Raw genomic sequence first — 20745 nt, 5'->3', positions numbered from 1 at the left:
CATCTCTCCGCTACTTCATGCTGGAACGACCAGACGCTGTCCTGGTTTGATCACTGTGACGGGAACGTCTGGGGCGAGACGGCGGGCGGCATCGACGTAGAGCGTCGGGTCTTTGTCGCTTTTGAGGATGAGGCGGTCGCCGATGGGGCCGGCCGTGAAAGCGTAGTGCTGCGGGATTGCCAGCTTCGGTTTCAGGACGGAAGTGAGTTCGGCGGCTTCCTCGGCGTTCATGACGACCTGTTTGTTGTGGTCCATGCGGATGTGCAGGCCGTTGACGGGGAGCAGGGTCACGTCGAGTGGGCCGAAACGGTCTGTCAAGGTGCGCAGTTCTGGGATGAGGAGGGTGTCGCCGGCGAAGTAGACGCTACGGCCGCCGCCGCTGATCACATAGGTGACTTCGTAGACGCCGTGCTTGCCCGGCGCCGCATTGAAGGTTAGGTCACCAACCTTCGTCGTCTCCCACGCCTCAAGCGGGGTGACGTTGGTGAATCCGACCTTCTTCGCCATCTGGACAACGGGACCGGCGACGATCATCGGCACATCCTTGTCCGGGTAACGCTTGAACGCCTCGAGGTCAGCGTGATCGTAGTGCTCGTGGCTGATCACGACCGCATCGAGGTGCGGCAGTTCTTCCGGCTGGAACGCGATGGGTTCGCCGGGGTGATAGAAGGTCTTGTGTGAGAACCACGGGTCCGTGAGTACGGTCAGTCCTCCGATCTCGATCAGGTGGGAGCTGTGGGTGACGCGGGTGATGGCGAGCGACTCAGTCATGATTGTTCCTTTGCGTAGCAGTTAGCGGATGTTGGCGGCGACCACGTCACGGGGGCCCGCGGCGACGGGAGCACCGAGAGGGGTGATGACCCGGCGACTGATGCGCCACACTCCGTGACGTCGTTGCAAACGTCGGCGTGGGACACGGCGCGGAGCGAGCCATCCGCCATGATCATCAGCCCTCTGGACTGGACCGTCGCCGCGTCGTTCCCAGTGCTCGTCGCGAAGATATTCGTCACGAAGTGCGCGAGCGGAGCGTGACCGCTTGCGGCCAGGCGTCTCGCCGCGACGCGGACCGCGTCGATTCCCTGAAATGCTCCCAAGACCGCTCGCTGTGGCTGACATGTCGTAAACCGCATCCGGTGCGAACAGATCATCCAACCGGTCCAACTGGTTCGTGTCCACGATGTAGGCGTGGAGCGCCAGAGTCTCGTTGATATCGAGGCGGTCCTGGACGGTGAGCAGGAGTAGTCCTTCGTTCGTGAATTGTTTATGGCCCTCAGTACCATAACAGACTGAGTCTCACATGGTACTAAATACCCCTGCGTGTAGGCTCGAGCCATGTCGCAAACCATCCCCGCTGTTGAGTCCCTCAGGGAGCGCAAACGTCGTGTCGTCCGGCAGCGCATCATCGAAGCCGCGGACGAGCTCTTCGCCGCGAAAGGCTTCGACAATGTCTCCGTGACGGACATCGCTGCCCGAGCAGATGTCGGACGCACCACGTTCTTTCGATATTTCGGCGACAAGGCCGAGGTTGTGTTCGCCCACGAGGAGGAGATGCTTGAACAGATCACCCAATCCGCGGCGAGCGAGTCTATGGGGCTCGCCCGCACCGCTGCGGAGGCCGTCGAGCAGCTGCGAACTGTCGTCGTCGCCCTTTGTGATTACGCAAGCGACAACATCGACGGGTATGCACTCCACTACGAGCTGGTTGAGAAGCACCTTGAATTACGCGCACACGATGCCCTAAAGACGCAGCTGATCGCCGATCGATTTACTCAACTGCTCGTAGGGCGCGGCACGAGTGAGCCCACGGCGGTGTTCGCCAGCCAGGTCGCGCTGGCCTGCTATCAGATAGCCCGACGTCGGGCAACGAGTCCCACCCAGCTTGGCGCCGAAACACAAACCGCGTTCGACCAGCTAGCAGCGCTCTGAACGATCGTCGGGAATTGCGTCGACGAGCCACAGCCGCTGCCCACGTAGATTCCTGCGACGCAGATACGTATGCGACGCCAGATCAGATGTCACCTATCCGTGCGACGCCCTCAGCTCTGTCTCATAGCCCTAGGGCGGTTTCAAACGGTGGAAGCAACAGGGGCTATTTCCTTCTTCGAGGTTAGCTCGCTGAGCAGGTCGGCTGGGGTGCTCCGCTTGAGGGTTTTGCGGGGCCGCTCGTTGAGTTCAGGGCGACTTCGAGGAGGCGTAGAGCACTGTGGGCGTTCAGGTCGGTGCCTTTCGGGAAGTACTGGCGCAGCAGGCCGTTGGTGTTCTCGTTCGAGCCGCGCTGCCAGGGCGAGGCTGCGTCACAGAAGAAGATCGGAACCCCGGTTGCTTTGCTGATGTCCACGTGCCGGGCCAGCTCAGTTCCCTGATCCCAGGTCAGCGACCGCCGCAGCAGCACGGGCAGAGCGTCCAGGGTGGCGATGAGTCCATCGTGGAGTTCAGCGGAGCTGTGGCCGTTGGGCAGGTGCACCAAGACGACGAACCGGGTCGTGCGTTCCACGAGAGTCGCGATCGCTGAGCCTGACGCGGATCCGACGATCAAATCGCCCTCCCAATGGCCGGCGACCAGCCGGTCGTTGGCCTCCTCGGGCCGTTCGCTCAGCATCACCTTGTCGCGGATCTTGCCTGCCACTTTCAGCTGCGTTCCCCGTGGTTTCCGGGCGGAACGGCCCCGTCGCAGGTGCCGGTGCAGGTGAACGCCGACGTAACCACGGCCCTGAACGTAGAGGCTTTGATAGATCGACTCGTGCGAGACCTGCAGCTCAGCCTGGCCGGCGAACACGACCGCGAGGTCGTCACTGATCTGCTGCGGGCTCCAGTTCTTCCGCAACCGCTCCTCGACGACAGCGGCAAGCAGCCGGTCGTCGAGCTTGCTCGGCTTGGGCCGGCCCGCTCTGATCACGCATCGTTTCGTTTCTGCGCGGCGTAGGGCCGGTAGCTGCGCGTGATCGGGTGAGAGTTGCGGCGCAGCTCACGGCTGATCGTCGACGCGGAGCGCCCCAGATCCCGTGCGATCGCGCGCACGCCGGCACCTCCCAACCGCAGATCCGCGATGCGCAGACGTTCCTCTTGGCCCAAGTAGCGCCCCGAAGCCGCCACGTCCGGGACGGGTATTCGTCCGCCGGCGGCTTTGATCCACCGATATCCCTGTCTGCGATTCACTCCCACAGACTCACACGCGGCCGCCGCCGACATTCCCTCGCGGACTCGATCCCAGAACAAGTTCTCGCGATCCTTCAACACCACTCTCGACGCCATAAACAACACCTCACTCGTACGGTGTTGCTACGACCCCTTGAAACCGCACTAGAGATTCGAGGCGTCTCGATGATCAGTCGGGGCTCGAGCCTGACAGCGCTGGAATTCGGCGGATCGGCGATTCTCATAACTATGTGTCATAACGGTGTGATTGGATCTGAGTACTCACCGTTAGTTATGAGACACCTGGAGCCCCGTGACGAAATTGATCGGCTACGCGCGTGTATCGACCCGACCGCAGTCAACTGAACGGCAAGAAGCAAACCTTCTGGCCGCCGGCGTTCGGCGCGATGATCTCTACGTCGATCAAGGCGTCTCGGGTGCTCGCGCATCACGGCCGCAGTTCAATCGTGCGCTCGACGCCCTCGAGGCGGGCGACACGCTCGTCATCGCGACCTTGGACCGACTCGGAAGGTCGACGCAGAACTTGCTCGACTTCGCGCAGGAGCTGCGTGACCGCGGTGCGGGCCTTCGCGTGTTGAACCTCGGCGGCGGCGACGTCGACACATCGACTCCCATGGGATCGATGCTGTTCACGATCATGGCCGCGCTCGCGCAGATGGAAAACGACCTCAAACGCGAGCGGATCGTTGACTCGATCAGCAAGCGTCGCGAGGCCGGGAAGGATCTTGGCGGGCGCCCCCGCCGTGTATCCGACAGCCAGATTCGGAGCGCTGTGCGCCTGGTTGAAGGTGGTGAGCCGGCTGCCCAGGTCGCCCGCGATCTAGGAATGTCCCGCGCGACGTTCTATAGAAGATCTCACGCCCTTACTGATTAGGACTCGAGGCGCTGGCGGGCGCGGAATGCGACACGGAGCGATCACAAAACGCCGCCAGATAGCGACGAAGTCCACACGACACACCGATCCTTGCGCGGGTCTGTGAGGCGTCTCGCGAACGGTCGTTTGTGATAACGCTTCCCGCATGCACACCCCGCCCACCCGAGCTGCAGGAGAGCCGTCTGGGGTCGGACAGGCTCCCAGGTGGTATTGAATCAAGCCGTCCGCATGACCTACCCGTGGGCGCACTCTGGGTCGTTTAAAGTGGAACTAGGCCGGTTTTCCCGGTTGCACGGTTGCCGCTGGTTTACCGCGCGGTCAAGGTTGGAGTCAGGCCACAGCCCTGTTGCCGAGGAGCCCAAGGTAGTACATGACGATCAGTGCGGCAACGATGAGCACCGCCACGATCAATACGACCCATGCTCGTCTCGTCATGTTTACCTCACTCTCATCAGGGGTACAGGAACTTCATCCCGGCGAGGTCGCCGTTACCGAGCAGTCTCATACTCGTCTCGCAAACACCTGATGTCGGCTTCATGACCTGACCGGTGGTACCGGCGACGTGGGTTAGTCCGAAGAGATGGCCAGCCTCATGAGTCATAACTCCTTGCAGGTCATACACGGTCCCGCTGCAGCCAGTGACTGACGAGCCTGTGTACCAGGTGAAGGCTGTGTTGATTCGAATGTCGGAGGCAACAATGTCCGTCGCCGTCATGTACGTGCAGGTCTGAGCGAGCGTACCCGCGCTGGCGAGGGGAGTCCCGCTGTCCACGACGTTTTGGTAGTTGCCTGCCAGACATGATCCTCCGCTCATAGTCGCCGATGACGTCGTGGTTCCCATGTACGAATGCGCTGCGCTGTTGGGCAGGTTGGCTCCGCAGGCGCCATATCCGCTCGCCATTGCATGCATGGCGTTGAACACGGCCGCGGTCCCCCCGAAAGCGGGTGCCTTGTAGTACCAGGCCACAGTGGCGAGCCATTTCGGCCCGTACGTCGCGTATGCATAGCTGTCGCACTTCGGGACGGTGGCAAGCGCTCCGGCCCCGTTCGCCGAAGGCGCCTGGAATTCTGCGATGACGGCCGGCCGGCCGTGCACGACCTCTGATCGAGAAGACTCAGACCGTGTCGCCACTTCCCCTGAGGCTGACCGGTAGACGGTGAAGTCGGGCACCTCCGCGGACCCTTCCGCCGTGATCGCTGAGAACTCCACGGCGAAGCCTGGCCCGGGGAGCACTACACTCCCCGGGCCTTCCGTGTCGCTGATGACCACCGATCCTTCCCGACAGGCGGTCAGCTTTGACGCGTCCGCCGCCTTGACCTGTGCGACGCCGGTTGGAGCACACTGTGGTGATGAAGCCATCGCAACCCCGGCAGGAGTCGTTGTGACCAGAAGCAGCGCCACTACGGCACCGAGCATAAACTTTCGCATTTGTTCCCCCCAGAATTGTGCGGCGCTCCAAACTAGGGTGGCGCGCGGCCCACGGTCAAGGAACCGGATGAAATCCTCACTCCAGCCGCAGGAGCGACACCTAGCACTGTAGAAATGCCGCTACTTTGAGTTGCGTTTCACAGATTGGTCGCGTTCGTTAGGCGATCGTCAAACGGACACCGGCAGCGGGCTGCTGTCAGACCCCGAGACCCGTGAGCGTGCTTTCCACGAGGTTGATCGCCTCAGTGCTCTTCTTCGCAGACGCGGACAGGTCGTCCCACGCCTTCTGGGCAGCACCGGCGTCGGCGTCGACAGCAGAAAGCGGCGGGATGATGACCCCCTCGAGGTCGGACTCGTAGAGGGCATCGACAACGGAGCCGCAGGCAAGCGAAGCGATCTGCTGCTGGACGATGTCTGACGCCATCGACGCCCAGATCCAGCCGGTGTGACCTTCGTCCTTGGGGATCGCACGACCCACGTGACCGGATGCGAACCACTCGGCGCGCTCCTCAAGAACAACTGCCGGGTAACCCAGGGACTCCTCAGCTCGGCCGTCAGCCGGGAACACGATCCAGCCCTTCCCGAGGCCGTAGCCGGAGTCCTTGTCCATCGAGCGTGCGGCGATCTCCTTGGCGCCGACGACGTCGAGCTGCAGGATCTGCCGGCCCGAGAGGAGGGGCGTTCCCTCGCCAGGGTCGACGTAGTAGAGCTTGGGTCGTCCGCCCGGCTTGTCGATGTCGGCCACCCCGCCGAGTTCGACGCCGCCCTCCGACCTGAGGAGCTGGCGGATGCCGGCGACGTGCTGCGAGTGGAACGCAGCATCCAGACGGGTTCCGAGCTTGCCGGCCTTCACTGTCCACCCGTCTCGGAACCGCTTGCTCGGCTCGACCGGGTACTTCTCGTTGATGCGCTCGACGACCTTGCGCAGCGTGGTCCGGGCGGCTTGGCGGGTCTCGACCGCCTCGCGCATCAGGCGGGCGACCTCATCCCGGATCGAGTCGTTGAACGGAAGATCCGTTTGCGGGCGCCCGGCGAGCGACCGGCCAACGGATTGAAGGACCGCATGGAGAACGCGCAGTCCGTCGCCTACGGCTGCATCGTCGTATTGAGTTCCACAGGAGCCACTGGCCCCATACGATGGCGGGCATGCGAAATGGTGGGCGATGGATCGCCACGGTCGGAGCAGTCGGCCTTCTCACGTTGGTCTTGACCAGTTGCTCGGCCGCGACGCCTTTGCCCCTACTTGTAGCCACTCCACCGGTCTCTGCAACGCCGGCGCCGATCGTTGCCCAGCCGCTCTCGTGTGACGACCTGCTCAGCATCGACGATGTCGCTCGAACGCTGACCGCTGCAGACGGCACTGTCTCCGCACCGGTGCCAGCAGTGCAGCCGTCCACGGATCTCGCAGATCTCGTCACCTCGGCGGCAGGTGGACTGGCGTGCTCATGGCGCATCGGAGAACCTCAGAGCGGCCCGATGACCGCGACCGAGGGTGAAGACTGGGTTTACCTGGCCGTCAAGGTGTTCCCCAGTTCGGGGGACGCATGGAAGGCTTGGGCGCTTGCCGATGGTGGTCACGAAGACCTGACCACGATAGACGGTGTCGATGCGATATCTCAGTGTTCCGACCCGGGATGCAATATCGAAGCCACGGGCGACGCATCGATCAGCGTCACGATGCGGGCTGCGGGGTGGGGCACTGGCCAATCGCGATTCGAAGGTTTCTATGACACCGTCGCCGGGCAGCTTGAGGCCGCCGCGGGAGCAGTGATCAGCACGGTCCAGAATGCCGGCGGGGAGCAACTTGTCTGGCCTCGCCTGGACACCAGTGCGGGAAGCCACGAATGCGACGGCGCGCTCAATCCAGTCGGCATCGCTGCAGCCATGGGCGTGGATACCATCAGCTACGAACGGCAAGCATCCAATCGTGCGGGTACCCCGGCTGACTTGGTCGGCCTGTACTCCTGCCGCGTGATCACGGCTGGGGAAGACCCCGCCCTATTCACCCTGATCAAGGTCGGACGCGGACTGGCCCCAATGCTCGCGGACCTTGAAGCGGAGCCCGACACTTCGACTGCGCTTGAATCGGTCGCGCTCGAGGGCGCGGTCGATGGCGAACGCGCGCTCATCGCATGTGCCGGCACAAGTGACTACTGCTCGCTTCTGTTCTCGATCGGAGACACCGCATACCAAGTACAGAGCCGCGGTAATGCGAGCGCCGTCGCGGAGGCAATGATCGCCCAAGCTCGATGAGCGCAAACGACCCGCTGCGGACGGCAGGTGACCGATCCGCTTGCGGGACTCACACTGGCTCAACGGCAGACGGTAGTCGTCGGTATTCGGCTGCGACCAAGATCAGCGTTCGGAAGAAGGACGTTCGTGTCGCGTCCACCGGTGTCGTCGAAGAGGAGAATCGAACCATGACGACGCCGGCCGAGTTCATCGACCGCACGCTCCAAGCCGAGGGGTCCGCAATGCGAGCGCAGGCGGAAGCTGACCGCATCGGTGAAGGCCTCAGGTTCTACGGCGCATCGGTCGGCGCGGTGCGCGGCACGGTGAGGGACGCCGATCGGCGATATCCCGGGATGTCGCACGATGAGGTCACCGCGCTCGCCGCAGAACTTTGGGCGGAGCCGGTGTTCGAGCGCCGGCTCGCGGCGATCGTCCTGCTGCAGCGCTCACTGCCGATGCTGCGGGGGACCGATCTCACCCGCATTGAGCAGTTCGTCCGTGAGGCGCGCGTCCCCGAGCTCGTCGACCCTCTGGCCAACGACGTGGTTCGTCCGTTGCTCGAACGTTTGCAGGATCCGGATGCCACGCGCGCACGTCGCATCATTGATCGCTGGTCGGGGTCGCGCGAGCCGAGCCTGCGCCGCGCCGCCGGCTTGCTCTGAGTCTGCATGAAGGCGAGACTGCACCGGTGACGGATATCGAGCTCGCGCGCATCGGGGCCGGCACGGTCACCCTCCACGACGCCCGCCGCAAGGTGCGGTGGAGCGTCGAGCTCGAGCCGTTCGAGATCGGGGTGTACCCGGTGACGCAGGAGCAGCTCGCCGAGGTGATCGGTGAGACCGCGACGCATTCCCGGCGGCCTGCCACGGATGTGAGTTGGCTGCGTGCGATCCGGTTCTGCAATGCGGCATCCGAGTGGGAGGGGCTCGACCCCGTCTACACCTTCGGGACCTGCTCGACCCTGCCCGCTACGACGCCTACCGGGTGTTCCGCGGCGGCGGGTTCGCCGATGACGCCTGGAGCGTCAGGGCGTCGACCGTACGAGTACAGCGCAGAGAACTACTGAGCATCGCTTCAGCGAGAGTCGAGCCGTAGTCAAGTATAGTTATTCCTATACAGGAGGGGCGGATGTCAACACTGATCAGAGACACGCGGAAAAAGCGGGGGCTCACGATATACGAGCTCGCGCGGCTTCTCGGCGTCACCCCTGGCGCAGTGTCGCAGATGGAGAAGTCCGAGCGAGACGATTCAATTCGGGTCACGACTCTGAAGCGAGCACTTCAGGCCATGGGGGCCGATATGGCTTCAGAAGCGTACGACGCTCCGATGGCAGCCAAGCGAATGCTCACTTCCAGGTCTGCAGCAGAGGCGATCGCTCGAAAGCTCAAGGAGCGTGACGAGGATACCGCGCTTCGTATTGCGATTCAGTCACTCGAACACTTCGACTCGGCCGAGACTCCTGCGGAGCGAGCAGATTTCCTTCGCAGGCCGAACTCGACTGGCGATCTGAAGTGGGACACGTTGCTCGCTACTGCTGTTGGCTGGAAGGCTCAGCGGCTTGGCAGACCCAGACCGGCCTGGACGCGCATGCCGGCGCTCCGAACGGAGTGGCTCCCGGGGACTCCGGATCGACCGACAGACGAATTTCTAGAAATGATCCGGCGGCAGGCCGACCCAGAGTTCCTCACGAAGGGAATCCTGCTGAGAGAACGTGACCTTGCGACGGCCTGAGAACGAGGACGGGCTCTTCGCCGCTGACGAGATCCGCGAGATTCTTGAAGATCTCGGAAACCGCATCGCTGATCGACACGAGCATGTCGATGCGTACATCGTCGGAGGCGTGGCGATAGCGCTCAACCTCGGCTTCCGAACGAGTACCGACGATGTCGATGGGCTGTTCTCGAACCACGATCTGGTACTCGAACTGGCAGAAGAGATCGCTGGTGAACGGAGCATCCCCACTTCGTGGCTCAGCACTCGAGTTCGTTCGTACATCCCCACTTGGGCGACGACAGATGACAAAGAAGCGCGCGTCATCGAGTTGCGCGGAATCACCATCCGACTGGCTTCTCCGAAATGGTTGCTTGCAATGAAAATGGCCGCCGGAAGGATGAAAGACCGACAGGACGTCATCGAGTTGATTCGCTTTCTCGACATCCGTGAAGCCGATGCGATCGTGGATTGGACGATCGAGGTTCACGGCAACGAGTCGATGATCCTCACTGACACCCCCGAAGATCTCACCCTCTTCGCTGAAGAGATGCTGCGGCTGGCTTGGCCCGAGGGGAGACCGCCCCGGTGACGGATATCGAGCTGGCGCGCATCGGGGCCGGCACGGTCACCCTCCACGACGCCCGCCGCAAGGTGCGGTGGAGCGTCGAGCTCGAGCCGTTCGAGATCGGGGTGTACCCGGTGACGCAGGAGCAGCTCGCCGAGGTGATCGGTGAGACCGCGACGCATTCCCGGCGGCCTGCCACGGATGTGAGTTGGCTGCGTGCGATCCGGTTCTGCAATGCGGCATCCGAGCGGGAGGGGCTCGACCCCGTCTACACCTTCGATGGCGAGGATGTCTCGTGGCACGTCGACGCCGACGGGTACCGTCTGCCGACCGAGGCGGAGTGGGAGTTCGCGTGCCGGGCGGGGTCGACGCGCCCGCAGTACGGCCCGCTCGATGAGGTCGCCTGGACGAGCGCCGACGGCGTGACCGCGCCGCAAGACGTCGGCGGGAAGCATCCGAATCTCAACGGGCTCTTCGACACCCTCGGCAACGTGTGGGAGTGGTGCTGGGACCTGCTCGACCCTGCCCGCTACGACACCTACCGCGTGTTCCGCGGCGGGGGGTTCGCCGACGACGAATGGAGCGTGAGAGCGTCGGTGCGCCGGGGCGGCGCACCGCGCATGCACCACGAAGACGTCGGGTTCCGTGTCGCGCGCGGCGGGTTCGATGCGACGGATGCCGCGCAGGGATGGTCCGCGGAGGCGGACGAGGAGCGCGCAGCGATCGACGGGCCGCTGCCGTCGGGGTGGACGCCTCGAAGCTGAAGGCCCGGGTGGAGTTGGCTCAGAGTCCCCAGTAGTAGGCGGGGGCCGCCGACCCGTTCGGGTTGCTCGCGACGGCTTTGATGGTGACGAAGGACGTCGGCCCGAGCCCGACAGGGCACGTCACCGGGATGCTGACCGCGCCCGATGATCCGCCGCCCGACACGAGCAGTGTGAAGCCGCCGGTCGCCTGGTAATCGCCCTCGGTGAGGGCGTAGGAGATGTCGACGGTGTCGCCCTCGCGGGCTTTCCAGCCGAAGTCGAGCGTGACGACCTGGCCCGTTGGGTTCTCGCCGCAGCTCGCGCGCTCGCCTGGCGACATCCCAATGATCGCGGGGTCGTTGTAGGGATGCCCTGCCGTCGGGCCAAGGTTCGAATCATCTTCGCCAGACCAATCGCCCCCGCTCGAGGCATCCGCTTCCGCCTCTGCGGCCTGCTTCGCCGTGGCGTCGGCGGCCGCCTCGCCGGCCTTCTGAGCTGCAGCGACGGCGTCCGAGGCCGTCTTCACTCGGGCGAGTGCTGCCGTGGCGTCGTCGGCGGTTGCGAGGTCGGCGACGGCCTGGGCGAGCGAATCTCTGGATGCGCCGGCGAGCGGACTCGCGATGATGAGCGCTTCAGCTTGCGCTTCGGCGCTTGCGACGAGGCCCTCCAAGGCTTCAGTGACGGCAGCGGCGGCCGCCGACACCTCTTCGAGTTCGCCGTTCGCGATGGTGAAGGCGAGCTTCACGCGCGCGGCTTCGAACGCAGTCGCGGCGTCGGGACGCACCGCTGCAGCGAGTGAGATGGTGAGTCCGTCGAATCCTGCGTTGAATCGCGCCGCGGTGTTCTTCGCCTCGGTGAGCGCTTCCGCAGCCTCCGCCACGGTCTTCTGCGCGGCGGCCGCCTCCTTCGCCGCGATCTCGAGGGACAGTTGCCGGTTGCGCTCGTCAGCGGCGAGCGCGGCCACCGGGATCGAGACGGCGCCGACGGCGATGGCCGCCCCGGCGGCGATGGCCGCGACCCGCGCCCACGTCGGAAACGCCATGAACTGTCTGACGATCTTCACAGCGGGCGTCCTCCTCGACGAACTCTGAACTGGCGTCAAGCATGCCACTCGCTCGACGCATCGATTCCCGGTTGACACGGAAAGATCAATGGGAGAGTATGGAACTAACTAGTTCCCGAACTGAATGGTACCTTACGATGGAGACTGATCAGCTGACTCGCACCTTCGCGGCGCTCGCGGACCCGACCCGGCGTGCAATCCTGCTGAGCCTGCGCGAACGTGGCGGGGCTTCGGTGTCGGATTTGGCGGCACCGTTCGACCTGACGCCACGAGCGATCTCCAAACACATTGGCGTGCTCGAATCCGCCGGCTTGATCTCGCGTAGCCGCGACGCGCAACGGCGTCCGAGTCAATTGCGCGTGGAGCCCTTGATCGAGCTCGACGCGTGGTTGGAGGACTACCGCGCGGTGTGGGAGCACCGCTTCGCCGCGCTCGATGCCGATCTGCAGGTCGATGATCCAGAGGAGACGAGATGACCCCCACCAACACACGCCGAGACGCCGATCGCGGGCTCGTCATCGAGATCGAGCTGGAGTTCGCCGCGACGCGGGAGCGGGTGTTCCACCGGTGGACGAGCGCCGACGCGCTCGCGCGCTGGTTCGCCCCACCCGGGTACGCACCCTCCACTCCGAGTCCGACCCTCGCCCCGGCGGGACATGGCGCTTGGAGTTCCGCTCCACCAGCGGCCAGCATCAGTACAGTGAACAGGGGGCCTTTCGAGAGGTCCAGCCCTACGAGCATCTCGCGCTCACCCTTACCCAAGTCGACGGCGAGCACACGAATCCCGAGACGCTGGTCGTGGTCGCTCTGGACGACATCGGCACACCCGACGCCCCGCGCACGCGGATGCGGTTCACCCAGAGCGGCTACCGGACACACACTTTGCGAAACGACAACGAGGAGGGATGGCGCGGCTGCTTCGCTGCCCTCGCCGAAGACCTCCACACAGCGACGGAGGCCGGCAATGAGTTCTGAGCAGAACGTGGAGCAGTCGCGTGCGCTGCGCGAGATGCAAGAGCTGTTCGAGGCGTGGTTCGACGCGTCCGCAAGCAAGGATCTCGACGCGCAGATGGCACCGATCGGCGACGACGTCGTCTCCTACGAGCACGACGCACCCCAGGAGTACCGCGGCATCGCCGCCGTCCGACAGGTTTGCGCCGATGGACTGGAATACCAGACCGGTGAATTCCAATGGGACATCCCCGACCTGCAGATCCGCATCGTCGGAGACGTCGCCATCACCTGGGGGCTGAACCGGATGCACAACACTGCACCAGACGGCACCGTCCGCGAGGACTGGTCCCGCGGCACCCGAATCTTCGAACGGCGCCACGGCCGCTGGCAAATGATCCACCAGCACGTCTCCTTCCCCATCGGCGCCGACGGTCGCGCCTTCACCGCAAGAGACTGACCCCACGCGACGGCCGGCCCTCGCCCATCCTCGGCGCTGTGGCCGGCGGCGACCTGACCAGCGACGGCCTCACCGACGGATCCGCTGCGAGCGGCCGGCATTCTCCGACTCGGATGAGGAGGGATCAGCCGCCCGCTATCGGATCGTCTACTGCGCGGCGATCAATGTGCCCCATTTCAGCTCTACGATGCACCCGTCTCGTGCAACTTCCGGCCGACCGATCTGGGCGCGGGGCGTGGAGTTAGGCCCGGTCGTTCTGGAGAAAGGTCAGGACCGCCCTGACCCGGCGGTTTTCATCGACTGGGTTGAGTCCGAGCCGTGTCGCTGACGTGGCGCAGGCCTGCGAGCACGTGGGCGATGCGGTTGCGGAGTTCGTCGGCGTCGGGCATGCCGAGGTGGAAGGCCAGGCGGTGGTAGATGGGGCCGTAGAGCAGGTCGAGGGCGACGCCGAGGTCGGCATCCTCAGGAATCTCGCCTGCGCGCTGCGCCGACCGCAAGCGTTCTTCGAAGAGCACGATGTTCGGCCGGATGATCTGCTCGCGGAGCTGAATCGCGAGCGCCGGATCGCGCTGCGCCGCGGCGATGATCGCGGCGACCGGCGACGTGTCCTGCGGCATGTAGAGCGCCACGACCGCGGTCAACTGCGTGTGCAGGTCGCGCGCGAGGTCACCGGTGTCGGCGTGGCTCGCCGTGCTCGCGGTCAGGTCGGAGACTGCCTCGAGCAGGACCGCGCCCTTCGAGGGCCACCATCGGTAGATCGTCTTCTTGCTGACCTCGGCACGCTTCGCGATCGCCTCGATCGTCAACTGGGCGAATCCGGTCTCGCGGCAGAGTGCCATCGCGGCTTCGAGGACCGCGACGCGAGCACGCTCGCTGCGTCTGCTGGGATCGGGCGGCGTGGTCACCGAATTCTGCGGCGTGGTCACTCGACCCAGAGTACACGCTACGTGTCGTGTTGTCTTCGCGCCCGGCCATCTGCTACCTTCTGAGCAACACGACACGTAGCGTGTCGTTACGGAAGCAGCGGTGGCGCCGGGCGGCGTCGCGCCGGAGCAGAGGAGCATCATGAGCGTGGCAACTGGATGGCCCGGCGTGAGGGCCGACGCATCCGCCGACGTGGCGAACACCGAACAGCCCGAGGCCCGCAGGCGTCAGCTGCCGGCCCAGTACCGCGCAGCCTTCGATGCGGTCGAGCGGTACCTGGTGCGCCGGGGCGACTTTGCCAACGGCGACATCCTCGAGCGCCTGCTCGACGACCTGGCCGACCTGTTCGAGCAGAGCGCGGCCGACGGCGTCGCGGTGCGCTCGATCGTGGGGGAGGACCCGGTGGAGTTCGCCGACCTGTTCCTCGGCAACTACGCCGAGGGTGAGGCGATCGACGCCGAGCGGAGCCGACTCCGCGAGACGATCGATGCGATCGTCAGCGGGCGGTCGGCCTCACGGTCGACAACCGCTCCGCCAGGCGGAGCGACTCCGCCCGCTGCTGAGAGTCAGCCCACGAGCCCGTAGGCGCCGGCGGTCGCGAAGAGGTTCATCGCTGCGTGCACGACGATCGACGGCGCCGTGCGGCGCGTCGCCATCGCCAGGGCGCCGAAGACGATGCCGGAGAACAGGGTGGCCGCGGCCAGGCTGACGCCGTTGACGCCGCCGAGCACCTGCGGGAGGTGGAGTGAGGCGAAGATCACCGCGGTGATGAGCACGGCGGCGTTCGTCGCCCGGAAGCTGCGGTCTTGGTCTGGCGCGTATCCGTCGAACCAGCGCTTCAGCGAGGGCTGCAGCATCCCGCGAAAGACGATCTCTTCGATGAACGGCGCACTGACGACGGAGAGGACGAGCATCGGCACCCAGATCGTCGGGTCTGGGGTGACGATCACGTTCGTGTCGAGGCCGCCAGGGTCGCCGAAGATCAGTAAGGCGAGGTAGACGAAGAACGGTTCCACGAACCAGATCACCGCGAATGCCACGGGGATCGCGAGAAGGTCGATCCACCGGAACGACAGACCGTAGTCGCGGATGAGGCTGCCGGTGCCCCACCTTCGCGAGTCGATCGGGTTACGGGATCGGTCTCACCGAGCGATCGCGCAGCTGGATGTCGCCCTGGGCGCCGAGACGTGCCGCCCAGACTACTCGAAGCCAACCGTGCCCACGGGTTCGCCCTGAGGGTCGGTCAGATAGACGGCGTGTGACGGCTCGCGAAGACGTCCGTCGTGGTCGATGATCCGGTCGGCGTAATCCCGAAGTTCCGCGAGTTGGGCAGCGCTTGGTCTGCCCTGGAATGTGCGCTCGAGCTTTGCGCCGTAGTCGGTGTGGTCGTGACCGGGCGCGACGATGAGCCCAGGCATCGCCGCGCGCAGCGCGCGGATCCGGTCAATTGAGTCGAGCTGATTCGACTGCGCCTTCTTGCCCAGCATGATCGGTCGCAACTGGCCGCTCGCGAGGTGCCGCAGCGTGTACAAGGTGTCGCCCGCACAGAGCAGCTGCCAGTCGCCCCCGTCGATGAACACCGCCAGGTGGCCCGCCGAGTGACCCGGGGTCGGAAGCAGCACCACGCTGCCGTCACCGAACACGTCTTGGCTCGACTCGAATGAGTGGAATGGGCCGTCTGTGAATCGCACACGCTCTGGGTCGGTCAGCACGCCCTTGAGAGACGGGGTACGGCGGAACAAGAAGATGCCGAGGTTGCGTGAGGTCCAGTCCGCATCGGATACGAGAAATCGCGCGCCGAGTACGTCGCGCACTCCGCCGAGGTGGTCTTCATGCAAGTGCGTGAGCGCGACCGTCTTGATGTCGTGCGCGTCAAGGCCGCGCTCGCGCAGTTGCACGAGCAACTGCTGGCTCTCGTCGAGGGAGTACTCGTCTTCGTCGAAGGCGGCGCGAAGCAGCGGCCCGTTGTAATAGTCGTGGTGATCGTGCGCCTGACGCCAGTTGATACCGGTATCGACCAGCATCGCCCCGTGTTGTGGGTGCTCGACCAGAAACGCGTACAAGGGCACCATGATGTAGTGGCTCTTGTCGGTCAAGAACTTCGAGATCGCCCGCAGCCCGAGCCACTCGCCGTTGGAACCGCCGTAGAACTGACCGAACGGCACCTTGGTGTCGCCGACGTGCAGCACGCTCACTTTCATGTAGTGCTCTCCTTTGACGGTGATGTGCGGACCGCGTTGGTCCAGCTCGCGAGGTCCTGGTCGTCGATGAAGTCGATGGCGCCTGGTGCGGCGCCGAGCGCAGCGTGGATCGCGTCGACGTACGCGCGAGTGATCGAGGTGAGGATGTCGCGGCTCGCTCGCCCCTCGCTCATGTCGAGCAGTGTCATCCCGATGCTGTCTGCGCATTCTTGGAGCAGAGAGACGACGACGCGCGCGGTGCTTGGCGGGTCATCCACCCGGAATTCGCCGGACTCGACGCCGGCTTCGATCACCTTTGCGATGAGGGGCGTGAAACGGGTGGCGGCGCCCACACAGGTTCGGCGCTGGACGAGGACGTTTTCGTCGGAGTAGAGGGCGCGCAGCGAGTCGACCAGGAACTCTCGGTCTCGCAGCTTGGCGACGCCGATCGCCTGCAGCATGCCGCGCATCCGATCCGTTGCCGGTGCGTCGGACTCCGCGATCGGCCCGATGAGCCCCTGCCATTGGTCGAGCCGTCGCTCGAGGAGTGCTTCGAGCACGTCGGCTTTCGACGGGTAGTAGTGATAGAAGGCGCCCTTTGACATCCCGGCGGCAGTGACCAGGTCGAGGATCGTGAGATTCTCATATCCGCTCGATGCGATCAAGCGGTCGACTGCGTCGAGGATCGAGTCCTGCTTCGCCGCGTGCGCCTCGGCGTTGAGAGTTCGCGCCATACGTGCCTCCAAATAATAAACCGACCGACGGTCTATTAATGCACGTTCGGTCTGCTCCCGCAACCGATCGAACGGCTTTTCGGAGGAGCCGAGGGGGTGGAGGGCGCCGATGCGGCGCGGGCTCGACGGATCGTCGGTCGGTGGGCGCGCGAGGCCGTGGTAGATGGACGTCGGCATCGCTGACGACGCGTCCGCACAGCTCTCCAGCCCCGACGAAGTTCGGCGCGTGCTCGCCAGAAGGCGCCGCGGCGTGGGAATCTGTGTGCATGGGCGAAGAGGCTGCGCGTTCTCGTGACACCGGTGCGGAGACGGCAGCACGCCCCGTGAGGTTCGTGCTCGACGCCTACACCACCGAGCATGCCGTGTACGGGTTCGTGGTCGTCACGGCCCTCGTCGCCGTGGGGTGGAAGTTCGACACCGATCTCGAAGTGCTGCTCTTCATCGTTGGTGCGGTCGTGGTGTTCTGGCTGACGCATGTCTACGCCGTCGTCGTCGCGAGCCGGCGCACGGCGCAGGGGCGTGCGGTTCCGATCGGCCGGGCCGTCGCCGGCTCCGCCTCGCAATCCGTTGGGATGCTGCTGGCGATGCTCTTGCCCGCCTTGGCACTTGCGCTCGCAACGCTGGGTTGGGTCGACGAGTACGTCGCGTATTACCTCGCGCTGTGGATCGGGATCGTCAGTCTCGCCGTCATCGGCTGGGTCAATTCGGAGCGCAACCGCAGCCCCTGGTATGTGCGGCTGCTGAGCTCGGTGACCACGATGGTGCTGGGACTCGCGGTCATCTGGTTGAGCTCGCTGGTGCACTGAGCTCGGGCTTCGGGAATTCAGACCACGACGGCCTCTCGCGGTGGGTTGTACATGAACTCGATGCGGATGCCGTTGTCGTCTTCGACGAAGGACGCGTAATAGCGGTCGCTGAACCTCGTGAACACCTTCGGATCTCGCACGGCCGTCCAGCCGGCGGCGACCGCGATCTCGTGCAGACGGTCGACCTCCGCGCGTGAATCGACGGGGAAGGCGAGGTGCTGCCATCCGACCCGGCCGTGCTGGTGCGGTCCACTGCCCGCATCGCGGGCGGGGAAGAGGATCAGCTCCTCTTCGCCCTTGTTCCAGGACACGCTGTCGTCAGCATCGCGCCGAGTGCAGCCGAGCGCCACCATCACCGGATCGAACTGCGCGATCGAGCGGGGCAGGTCGTCGACGGTGATGCCGAGATGGTCGAAGAGAGGCATCCGGTCATCTTATAGGGGAGCATTTCAGGGTGACCGCGGCCGCGCGTGAAGCGGGATGTCGATGATCAGCGAGCCGCGCCTCGCGGTGTCGCCGATGACGGGTTCAGCTCTGTGCCTCGCCGGTGTACATGCCGTAGGTGCGGTCGGCGGCGGCCTTCGCGACATCCGGTGCGGTGCCGTCGTGCTGCTGCGCCGCCGCCCAGGAGTCAGCCGAGCGTCGCATGAACGACTTGCCCTCGTCGGTCACCACCCACGCCGCCGCCTCCTCAGGGGCGATGCCCCCTGCGCCTCCGGCGAAGTGCAGTGCGAGGCCGAGCAGGCCCTGGTCCCAGCCGATGCCGGTCGCCGACGGGCCGAACTGCTCCCACATACCTTCGGGCAGGCTCGCCGCGGAGGCGATGTTCTCGAGCTCCAGACGAGTGGACGAGGCATCCACCTCGACGAGTCGGACGTTCACGATCGCGGGCTCGCCGGCGCCCATGCCCCAGGTGACGGTGTAGCCGGCCACGCCGCCGTTCGGCGGGTCGCAGCGCCGGATCTCGCCCCCCGCGTTGCCCTCGAACTGGTAGCTGCCGCCGAGCCGAAGGTCGCCGTTGATCGGCAGGAACCAGCGCGGAATTCGCTCGGGGGAGGTCACGGCGTCCCACACGTCGTCGATGGGGGAGGGGTAGGCCTGGGCGAGCGTCTGCACGTAGGAGAGCGCATTGTCGATCTCTTTCGTCTCGATGCCGCGTGCGACGGCGTCGATCTGTGCGTTCACGTCAACCATTTCGGTGCTCCTTCGCTTCACGGTCGCGGCGGGTCGACGGGTGTCGTCGGGCCGCCGTTCGGGGGTGGGTCGTTGTGCTCGTGCTTGTGCTCGGTCTCGGCCGCCTTCCGTTGCGCAAGCCGGCCCCGAGCGAGCTCGGTGCCGAGGGCGTCGAGCTTCGGCTGCCAGAACCTTCGGAAGGTGTCGAACCAAGCGTCGGCTTCGGCCAGCGGCTCGGGGTCGACGGCGTACAGCCTTCTCGCCCCATCGGGCCGCACAGTGACGAAGCCCGACTCGCGCAGCACACGGAGGTGCTGCGAGACCGCGGGCTGCGAGATGCCGAACTCGGCCTGGATGACGCGGCCGACGTCGCCGGCGGGCGCCTCTCCATCGGCGATCAGCTCGAGGATGCGACGCCGTACCGGATCTCCGAGAACATCGAGCGCGTGCAAACGAGCATAGTTGCACGATGTCTTATATAAGTCAAGACTTATTGAAGCACAGGAGTGGCGCGGCGTTCGGGGCGACATCCTGAGCTGGGTCATCACCACGGGCCAGGTTCCCGTACCGTTGTGCGAGTGAATTCGCCAGTCAGCGCCGTCGCGGTCGGCACCCTCGGCCACCTCAGTCTCAACCGTCCGGAGTCGATCAACGCGATCGACCTCGAGATGATGCATGCCTTGACCGAAGCCCTCGACAGGTGGGCGGTCGATCCCGCCATCTCGGCGATCTTGCTGGACGGCGTCGGCGACTACGGGTTCTGCGCGGGCGGAGACCTCCGTGAGGTCTTGGCAGGTGCAGCCGCGGGTATGACGATCGGCGCGGTCTTCTTCCGCGACGAGTACCGCTTGATCGCGAAGCTCGCCGAATACCCGAAGCCGGTCGTGTCGATCATGCACGGGATGACGATGGGTGGCGGCATCTCGCTTGGCGGTCACGTCTCAACACGGGTCGTGACCGATCAGGTGAAACTGGGGCAAGCGGAAACCGGCTACGGCTTCGCTCCCGACGGCGGAGCGACCTGGCGGCTCGCGCGTGTTCCCGGCGAGATCGGCACGTATCTGGCCATGAACTCGGTCGACATGACCGCCGCGGACGCGATCGCCTTCGGCTTCGCCGACGTGATGGTGCCGATCGGGCGGATCGCGGAGCTGACCGCGGCGCTCAAGGACGGCGACGATACGACTGCACCTGACGAAAAGGTTCGGCGGTTCGCGGCCGACCCTGGTCGTTCGACGTTGCTCGATCGGCGTGACTGGATCGACGCGTGCTATTCGGCTGACACCGTCGAGGCGATCCTCACGCGGCTCTGGGCATTCTCGAACGGTGAGGCGGTCGCGGGTCTCCGCGCCGCCGATTCGAGTGACTCCGGGGCTGCAGCGAACGCGGCCGATGCCGCCGATACGCTGCTCCGATTGTCACCGACAGCTCTCGTCGCGACCCTGCGGTCGGTGCGCGCCGCGCGCAACGGCGAGACGCTGCGCGACGCGCTGGAGCGTGAACTCCGCCTCGCCCGCTGGTTCACGATGCAGCCCGACCTGTTCACCGGAGTGCAGGCGCTGGTAGCGCAGAAGACCGACACGCTCCACCAGGGGTCCGTGCTTGAATGGCGACCCGCAGATCTCGCGGCCGTCAAGAGCTCCGAAATCACCGCGGCCATGGAGACCCCACTCCGCCACAGCGTGTTCCGCCGCGACCTCGCCATCCCCGAGGAGGCACCAGAGTCCTGATGTAGTGCGTCG

General features: G+C 65.2%; 25 protein-coding genes and 2 pseudogenes. 14 read left to right on the top strand and 13 right to left on the bottom strand.

Annotation, left to right across the window (positions count from 1 at the left end):
* Positions 1-15: 15 nt before the first annotated feature.
* Both AC1C2R_RS04690 and AC1C2R_RS04685 read right to left on the bottom strand, forming a co-directional pair.
* Positions 16-771, bottom strand: a complete 756-nt coding sequence (locus tag AC1C2R_RS04690) for an MBL fold metallo-hydrolase (protein WP_495351373.1) — start codon at positions 769-771, stop codon at positions 16-18.
* Positions 772-792: 21 nt separating this feature from the next.
* Positions 793-1176: a hypothetical protein gene (locus tag AC1C2R_RS04685; protein ID WP_495379146.1), complete on the bottom strand. Its 384-nt coding sequence runs from the start codon at positions 1174-1176 to the stop codon at positions 793-795.
* Between the two features lie 156 nt (positions 1177-1332).
* Here AC1C2R_RS04685 and AC1C2R_RS04680 point away from each other — a divergent pair, with 156 nt between their 5' ends.
* A complete protein-coding gene (locus AC1C2R_RS04680; protein WP_495351371.1) occupies positions 1333-1926 on the top strand; it encodes a TetR/AcrR family transcriptional regulator in 594 nt (197 codons plus the stop codon).
* A gap of 140 nt (positions 1927-2066) precedes the next feature.
* On the opposite strand, the pseudogene AC1C2R_RS04675 reads toward AC1C2R_RS04680, so the two are convergent.
* Positions 2067-3252 (bottom strand): annotated as a pseudogene (locus tag AC1C2R_RS04675) (IS30 family transposase).
* Between the two features lie 196 nt (positions 3253-3448).
* On the opposite strand from AC1C2R_RS04675, the gene AC1C2R_RS04670 reads away from it, so the two are divergent.
* Positions 3449-4030 carry a recombinase family protein gene (locus AC1C2R_RS04670; RefSeq protein WP_495379145.1) on the top strand — a complete coding sequence of 194 codons (582 nt, stop codon included), beginning with the start codon at positions 3449-3451 and terminating at the stop codon, positions 4028-4030.
* A gap of 451 nt (positions 4031-4481) precedes the next feature.
* Here the strand turns inward: AC1C2R_RS04670 and AC1C2R_RS04665 are convergent, their stop codons facing one another.
* Both AC1C2R_RS04665 and AC1C2R_RS04660 read right to left on the bottom strand, forming a co-directional pair.
* Positions 4482-5459: a matrixin family metalloprotease gene (locus AC1C2R_RS04665; RefSeq protein ID WP_495379144.1), complete on the bottom strand. Its 978-nt coding sequence runs from the start codon at positions 5457-5459 to the stop codon at positions 4482-4484.
* Between the two features lie 196 nt (positions 5460-5655).
* Entirely contained in the window at positions 5656-6429 is a 774-nt protein-coding gene (locus AC1C2R_RS04660; RefSeq protein WP_495379143.1) for a hypothetical protein, read from the bottom strand.
* A gap of 506 nt (positions 6430-6935) precedes the next feature.
* Between AC1C2R_RS04660 and AC1C2R_RS04655 the strand changes: the two genes are divergently transcribed.
* The 6 genes and pseudogenes from AC1C2R_RS04655 to AC1C2R_RS04630 all read left to right on the top strand — a co-directional run bounded on the left by AC1C2R_RS04655 (position 6936) and on the right by AC1C2R_RS04630 (position 10733).
* Positions 6936-7712, top strand: a complete 777-nt coding sequence (locus AC1C2R_RS04655; RefSeq protein ID WP_495379142.1) for a hypothetical protein — start codon at positions 6936-6938, stop codon at positions 7710-7712.
* Positions 7713-7879: 167 nt separating this feature from the next.
* Positions 7880-8353, top strand: coding sequence for a DNA alkylation repair protein (locus AC1C2R_RS04650; protein WP_495351367.1), 474 nt, complete (start codon positions 7880-7882; stop codon positions 8351-8353).
* A gap of 26 nt (positions 8354-8379) precedes the next feature.
* A pseudogene (locus tag AC1C2R_RS04645) lies at positions 8380-8735 on the top strand (formylglycine-generating enzyme family protein); the annotation flags it as partial.
* 84 nt (positions 8736-8819) lie between these two features.
* Entirely contained in the window at positions 8820-9422 is a 603-nt protein-coding gene (locus tag AC1C2R_RS04640; RefSeq protein ID WP_495379141.1) for a helix-turn-helix domain-containing protein, read from the top strand.
* Entirely contained in the window at positions 9403-9993 is a 591-nt protein-coding gene (locus AC1C2R_RS04635; protein WP_495379140.1) for a DUF6036 family nucleotidyltransferase, read from the top strand. Before AC1C2R_RS04640 ends, AC1C2R_RS04635 begins: the two co-directional genes overlap by 20 nt.
* The gene (locus AC1C2R_RS04630) at positions 9990-10733 is read left to right on the top strand and encodes a formylglycine-generating enzyme family protein (protein ID WP_495379139.1); all 744 of its coding nucleotides are present in this window, start codon (positions 9990-9992) and stop codon (positions 10731-10733) included. The genes AC1C2R_RS04635 and AC1C2R_RS04630 overlap by 4 nt, the downstream gene beginning before the upstream one ends.
* Positions 10734-10752: 19 nt before the next feature.
* On the opposite strand, the gene AC1C2R_RS04625 is transcribed toward AC1C2R_RS04630, so the two are convergent.
* Positions 10753-11775 (bottom strand): hypothetical protein, encoded by a 1023-nt coding sequence (locus tag AC1C2R_RS04625; protein ID WP_495379138.1) that lies wholly within the window; start codon positions 11773-11775, stop codon positions 10753-10755.
* A gap of 137 nt (positions 11776-11912) precedes the next feature.
* Between AC1C2R_RS04625 and AC1C2R_RS04620 the strand changes: the two genes are divergently transcribed.
* The 3 genes from AC1C2R_RS04620 to AC1C2R_RS04610 are packed head-to-tail and all read left to right on the top strand — an operon-like array spanning position 11913 to position 13186.
* Positions 11913-12251, top strand: coding sequence for an ArsR/SmtB family transcription factor (locus tag AC1C2R_RS04620; protein WP_495379137.1), 339 nt, complete (start codon positions 11913-11915; stop codon positions 12249-12251).
* Positions 12211-12750 (top strand): SRPBCC family protein, encoded by a 540-nt coding sequence (locus AC1C2R_RS04615; RefSeq protein ID WP_495379136.1) that lies wholly within the window; start codon positions 12211-12213, stop codon positions 12748-12750. The genes AC1C2R_RS04620 and AC1C2R_RS04615 overlap by 41 nt, the downstream gene beginning before the upstream one ends.
* Entirely contained in the window at positions 12740-13186 is a 447-nt protein-coding gene (locus AC1C2R_RS04610; protein ID WP_495379135.1) for a YybH family protein, read from the top strand. Before AC1C2R_RS04615 ends, AC1C2R_RS04610 begins: the two co-directional genes overlap by 11 nt.
* A 293-nt stretch (positions 13187-13479) precedes the next feature.
* On the opposite strand, the gene AC1C2R_RS04605 is transcribed toward AC1C2R_RS04610, so the two are convergent.
* On the bottom strand, positions 13480-14112 hold the full coding sequence (locus tag AC1C2R_RS04605) for a TetR/AcrR family transcriptional regulator (RefSeq protein WP_495379134.1): 633 nt from the start codon (positions 14110-14112) through the stop codon (positions 13480-13482).
* Positions 14113-14251: 139 nt separating this feature from the next.
* Here AC1C2R_RS04605 and AC1C2R_RS04600 point away from each other — a divergent pair, with 139 nt between their 5' ends.
* A complete protein-coding gene (locus tag AC1C2R_RS04600; protein ID WP_495379133.1) occupies positions 14252-14695 on the top strand; it encodes a DUF1048 domain-containing protein in 444 nt (147 codons plus the stop codon).
* On the opposite strand, the gene AC1C2R_RS04595 is transcribed toward AC1C2R_RS04600, so the two are convergent.
* The 3 genes from AC1C2R_RS04595 to AC1C2R_RS04585 form a co-directional block, all read right to left on the bottom strand.
* Positions 14677-15138, bottom strand: a complete 462-nt coding sequence (locus AC1C2R_RS04595; RefSeq protein ID WP_495379132.1) for a CPBP family intramembrane glutamic endopeptidase — start codon at positions 15136-15138, stop codon at positions 14677-14679. The two genes, AC1C2R_RS04600 and AC1C2R_RS04595, sit on opposite strands and share 19 nt — an antisense overlap.
* Before the next feature lie 171 nt (positions 15139-15309).
* Complete coding sequence (locus AC1C2R_RS04590) at positions 15310-16311, bottom strand: MBL fold metallo-hydrolase (protein ID WP_495379131.1); 1002 nt, start codon at positions 16309-16311, stop codon at positions 15310-15312.
* Positions 16308-17024, bottom strand: a complete 717-nt coding sequence (locus tag AC1C2R_RS04585) for a TetR/AcrR family transcriptional regulator (RefSeq protein WP_495379130.1) — start codon at positions 17022-17024, stop codon at positions 16308-16310. Before AC1C2R_RS04585 ends, AC1C2R_RS04590 begins: the two co-directional genes overlap by 4 nt.
* Positions 17025-17290: 266 nt before the next feature.
* Here AC1C2R_RS04585 and AC1C2R_RS04580 point away from each other — a divergent pair, with 266 nt between their 5' ends.
* The gene (locus AC1C2R_RS04580) at positions 17291-17830 is read left to right on the top strand and encodes a hypothetical protein (protein WP_495351360.1); all 540 of its coding nucleotides are present in this window, start codon (positions 17291-17293) and stop codon (positions 17828-17830) included.
* 17 nt (positions 17831-17847) lie between these two features.
* Here the strand turns inward: AC1C2R_RS04580 and AC1C2R_RS04575 are convergent, their stop codons facing one another.
* The 3 genes from AC1C2R_RS04575 to AC1C2R_RS04565 all read right to left on the bottom strand — a co-directional run bounded on the left by AC1C2R_RS04575 (position 17848) and on the right by AC1C2R_RS04565 (position 19455).
* On the bottom strand, positions 17848-18255 hold the full coding sequence (locus AC1C2R_RS04575; protein WP_495351359.1) for a VOC family protein: 408 nt from the start codon (positions 18253-18255) through the stop codon (positions 17848-17850).
* 103 nt (positions 18256-18358) lie between these two features.
* Complete coding sequence (locus AC1C2R_RS04570; RefSeq protein WP_495379129.1) at positions 18359-19024, bottom strand: SRPBCC domain-containing protein; 666 nt, start codon at positions 19022-19024, stop codon at positions 18359-18361.
* 17 nt (positions 19025-19041) lie between these two features.
* Entirely contained in the window at positions 19042-19455 is a 414-nt protein-coding gene (locus AC1C2R_RS04565; RefSeq protein ID WP_495379128.1) for an ArsR/SmtB family transcription factor, read from the bottom strand.
* 126 nt (positions 19456-19581) lie between these two features.
* On the opposite strand from AC1C2R_RS04565, the gene AC1C2R_RS04560 reads away from it, so the two are divergent.
* Entirely contained in the window at positions 19582-20733 is a 1152-nt protein-coding gene (locus tag AC1C2R_RS04560; RefSeq protein ID WP_495379127.1) for an enoyl-CoA hydratase/isomerase family protein, read from the top strand.
* Positions 20734-20745 lie beyond the last annotated feature (12 nt).

It is taken from the genome of Agromyces sp. Y182 (genome assembly GCF_059445385.1).
This window is presented reverse-complemented; position numbering and strand designations above follow the sequence as displayed.

Coding starts and splice junctions, on each gene's coding strand:
- AC1C2R_RS04690 (WP_495351373.1), bottom strand. CDS start 771: ATGACTGAGTCGCTCGCCATCACCCGCGTCACCCACAGCTCCCACCTG.
- AC1C2R_RS04680 (WP_495351371.1), top strand. CDS start 1,333: ATGTCGCAAACCATCCCCGCTGTTGAGTCCCTCAGGGAGCGCAAACGT.
- AC1C2R_RS04665 (WP_495379144.1), bottom strand. CDS start 5,459: ATGCGAAAGTTTATGCTCGGTGCCGTAGTGGCGCTGCTTCTGGTCACA.
- AC1C2R_RS04660 (WP_495379143.1), bottom strand. CDS start 6,429: ATGCGCGAGGCGGTCGAGACCCGCCAAGCCGCCCGGACCACGCTGCGC.
- AC1C2R_RS04655 (WP_495379142.1), top strand. CDS start 6,936: ATGACCGCGACCGAGGGTGAAGACTGGGTTTACCTGGCCGTCAAGGTG.
- AC1C2R_RS04650 (WP_495351367.1), top strand. CDS start 7,880: ATGACGACGCCGGCCGAGTTCATCGACCGCACGCTCCAAGCCGAGGGG.
- AC1C2R_RS04640 (WP_495379141.1), top strand. CDS start 8,820: ATGTCAACACTGATCAGAGACACGCGGAAAAAGCGGGGGCTCACGATA.
- AC1C2R_RS04620 (WP_495379137.1), top strand. CDS start 11,913: ATGGAGACTGATCAGCTGACTCGCACCTTCGCGGCGCTCGCGGACCCG.
- AC1C2R_RS04615 (WP_495379136.1), top strand. CDS start 12,211: ATGCCGATCTGCAGGTCGATGATCCAGAGGAGACGAGATGACCCCCAC.
- AC1C2R_RS04610 (WP_495379135.1), top strand. CDS start 12,740: ATGAGTTCTGAGCAGAACGTGGAGCAGTCGCGTGCGCTGCGCGAGATG.
- AC1C2R_RS04600 (WP_495379133.1), top strand. CDS start 14,252: ATGAGCGTGGCAACTGGATGGCCCGGCGTGAGGGCCGACGCATCCGCC.
- AC1C2R_RS04590 (WP_495379131.1), bottom strand. CDS start 16,311: ATGAAAGTGAGCGTGCTGCACGTCGGCGACACCAAGGTGCCGTTCGGT.
- AC1C2R_RS04585 (WP_495379130.1), bottom strand. CDS start 17,024: ATGGCGCGAACTCTCAACGCCGAGGCGCACGCGGCGAAGCAGGACTCG.
- AC1C2R_RS04580 (WP_495351360.1), top strand. CDS start 17,291: ATGGGCGAAGAGGCTGCGCGTTCTCGTGACACCGGTGCGGAGACGGCA.
- AC1C2R_RS04575 (WP_495351359.1), bottom strand. CDS start 18,255: ATGCCTCTCTTCGACCATCTCGGCATCACCGTCGACGACCTGCCCCGC.
- AC1C2R_RS04570 (WP_495379129.1), bottom strand. CDS start 19,024: ATGGTTGACGTGAACGCACAGATCGACGCCGTCGCACGCGGCATCGAG.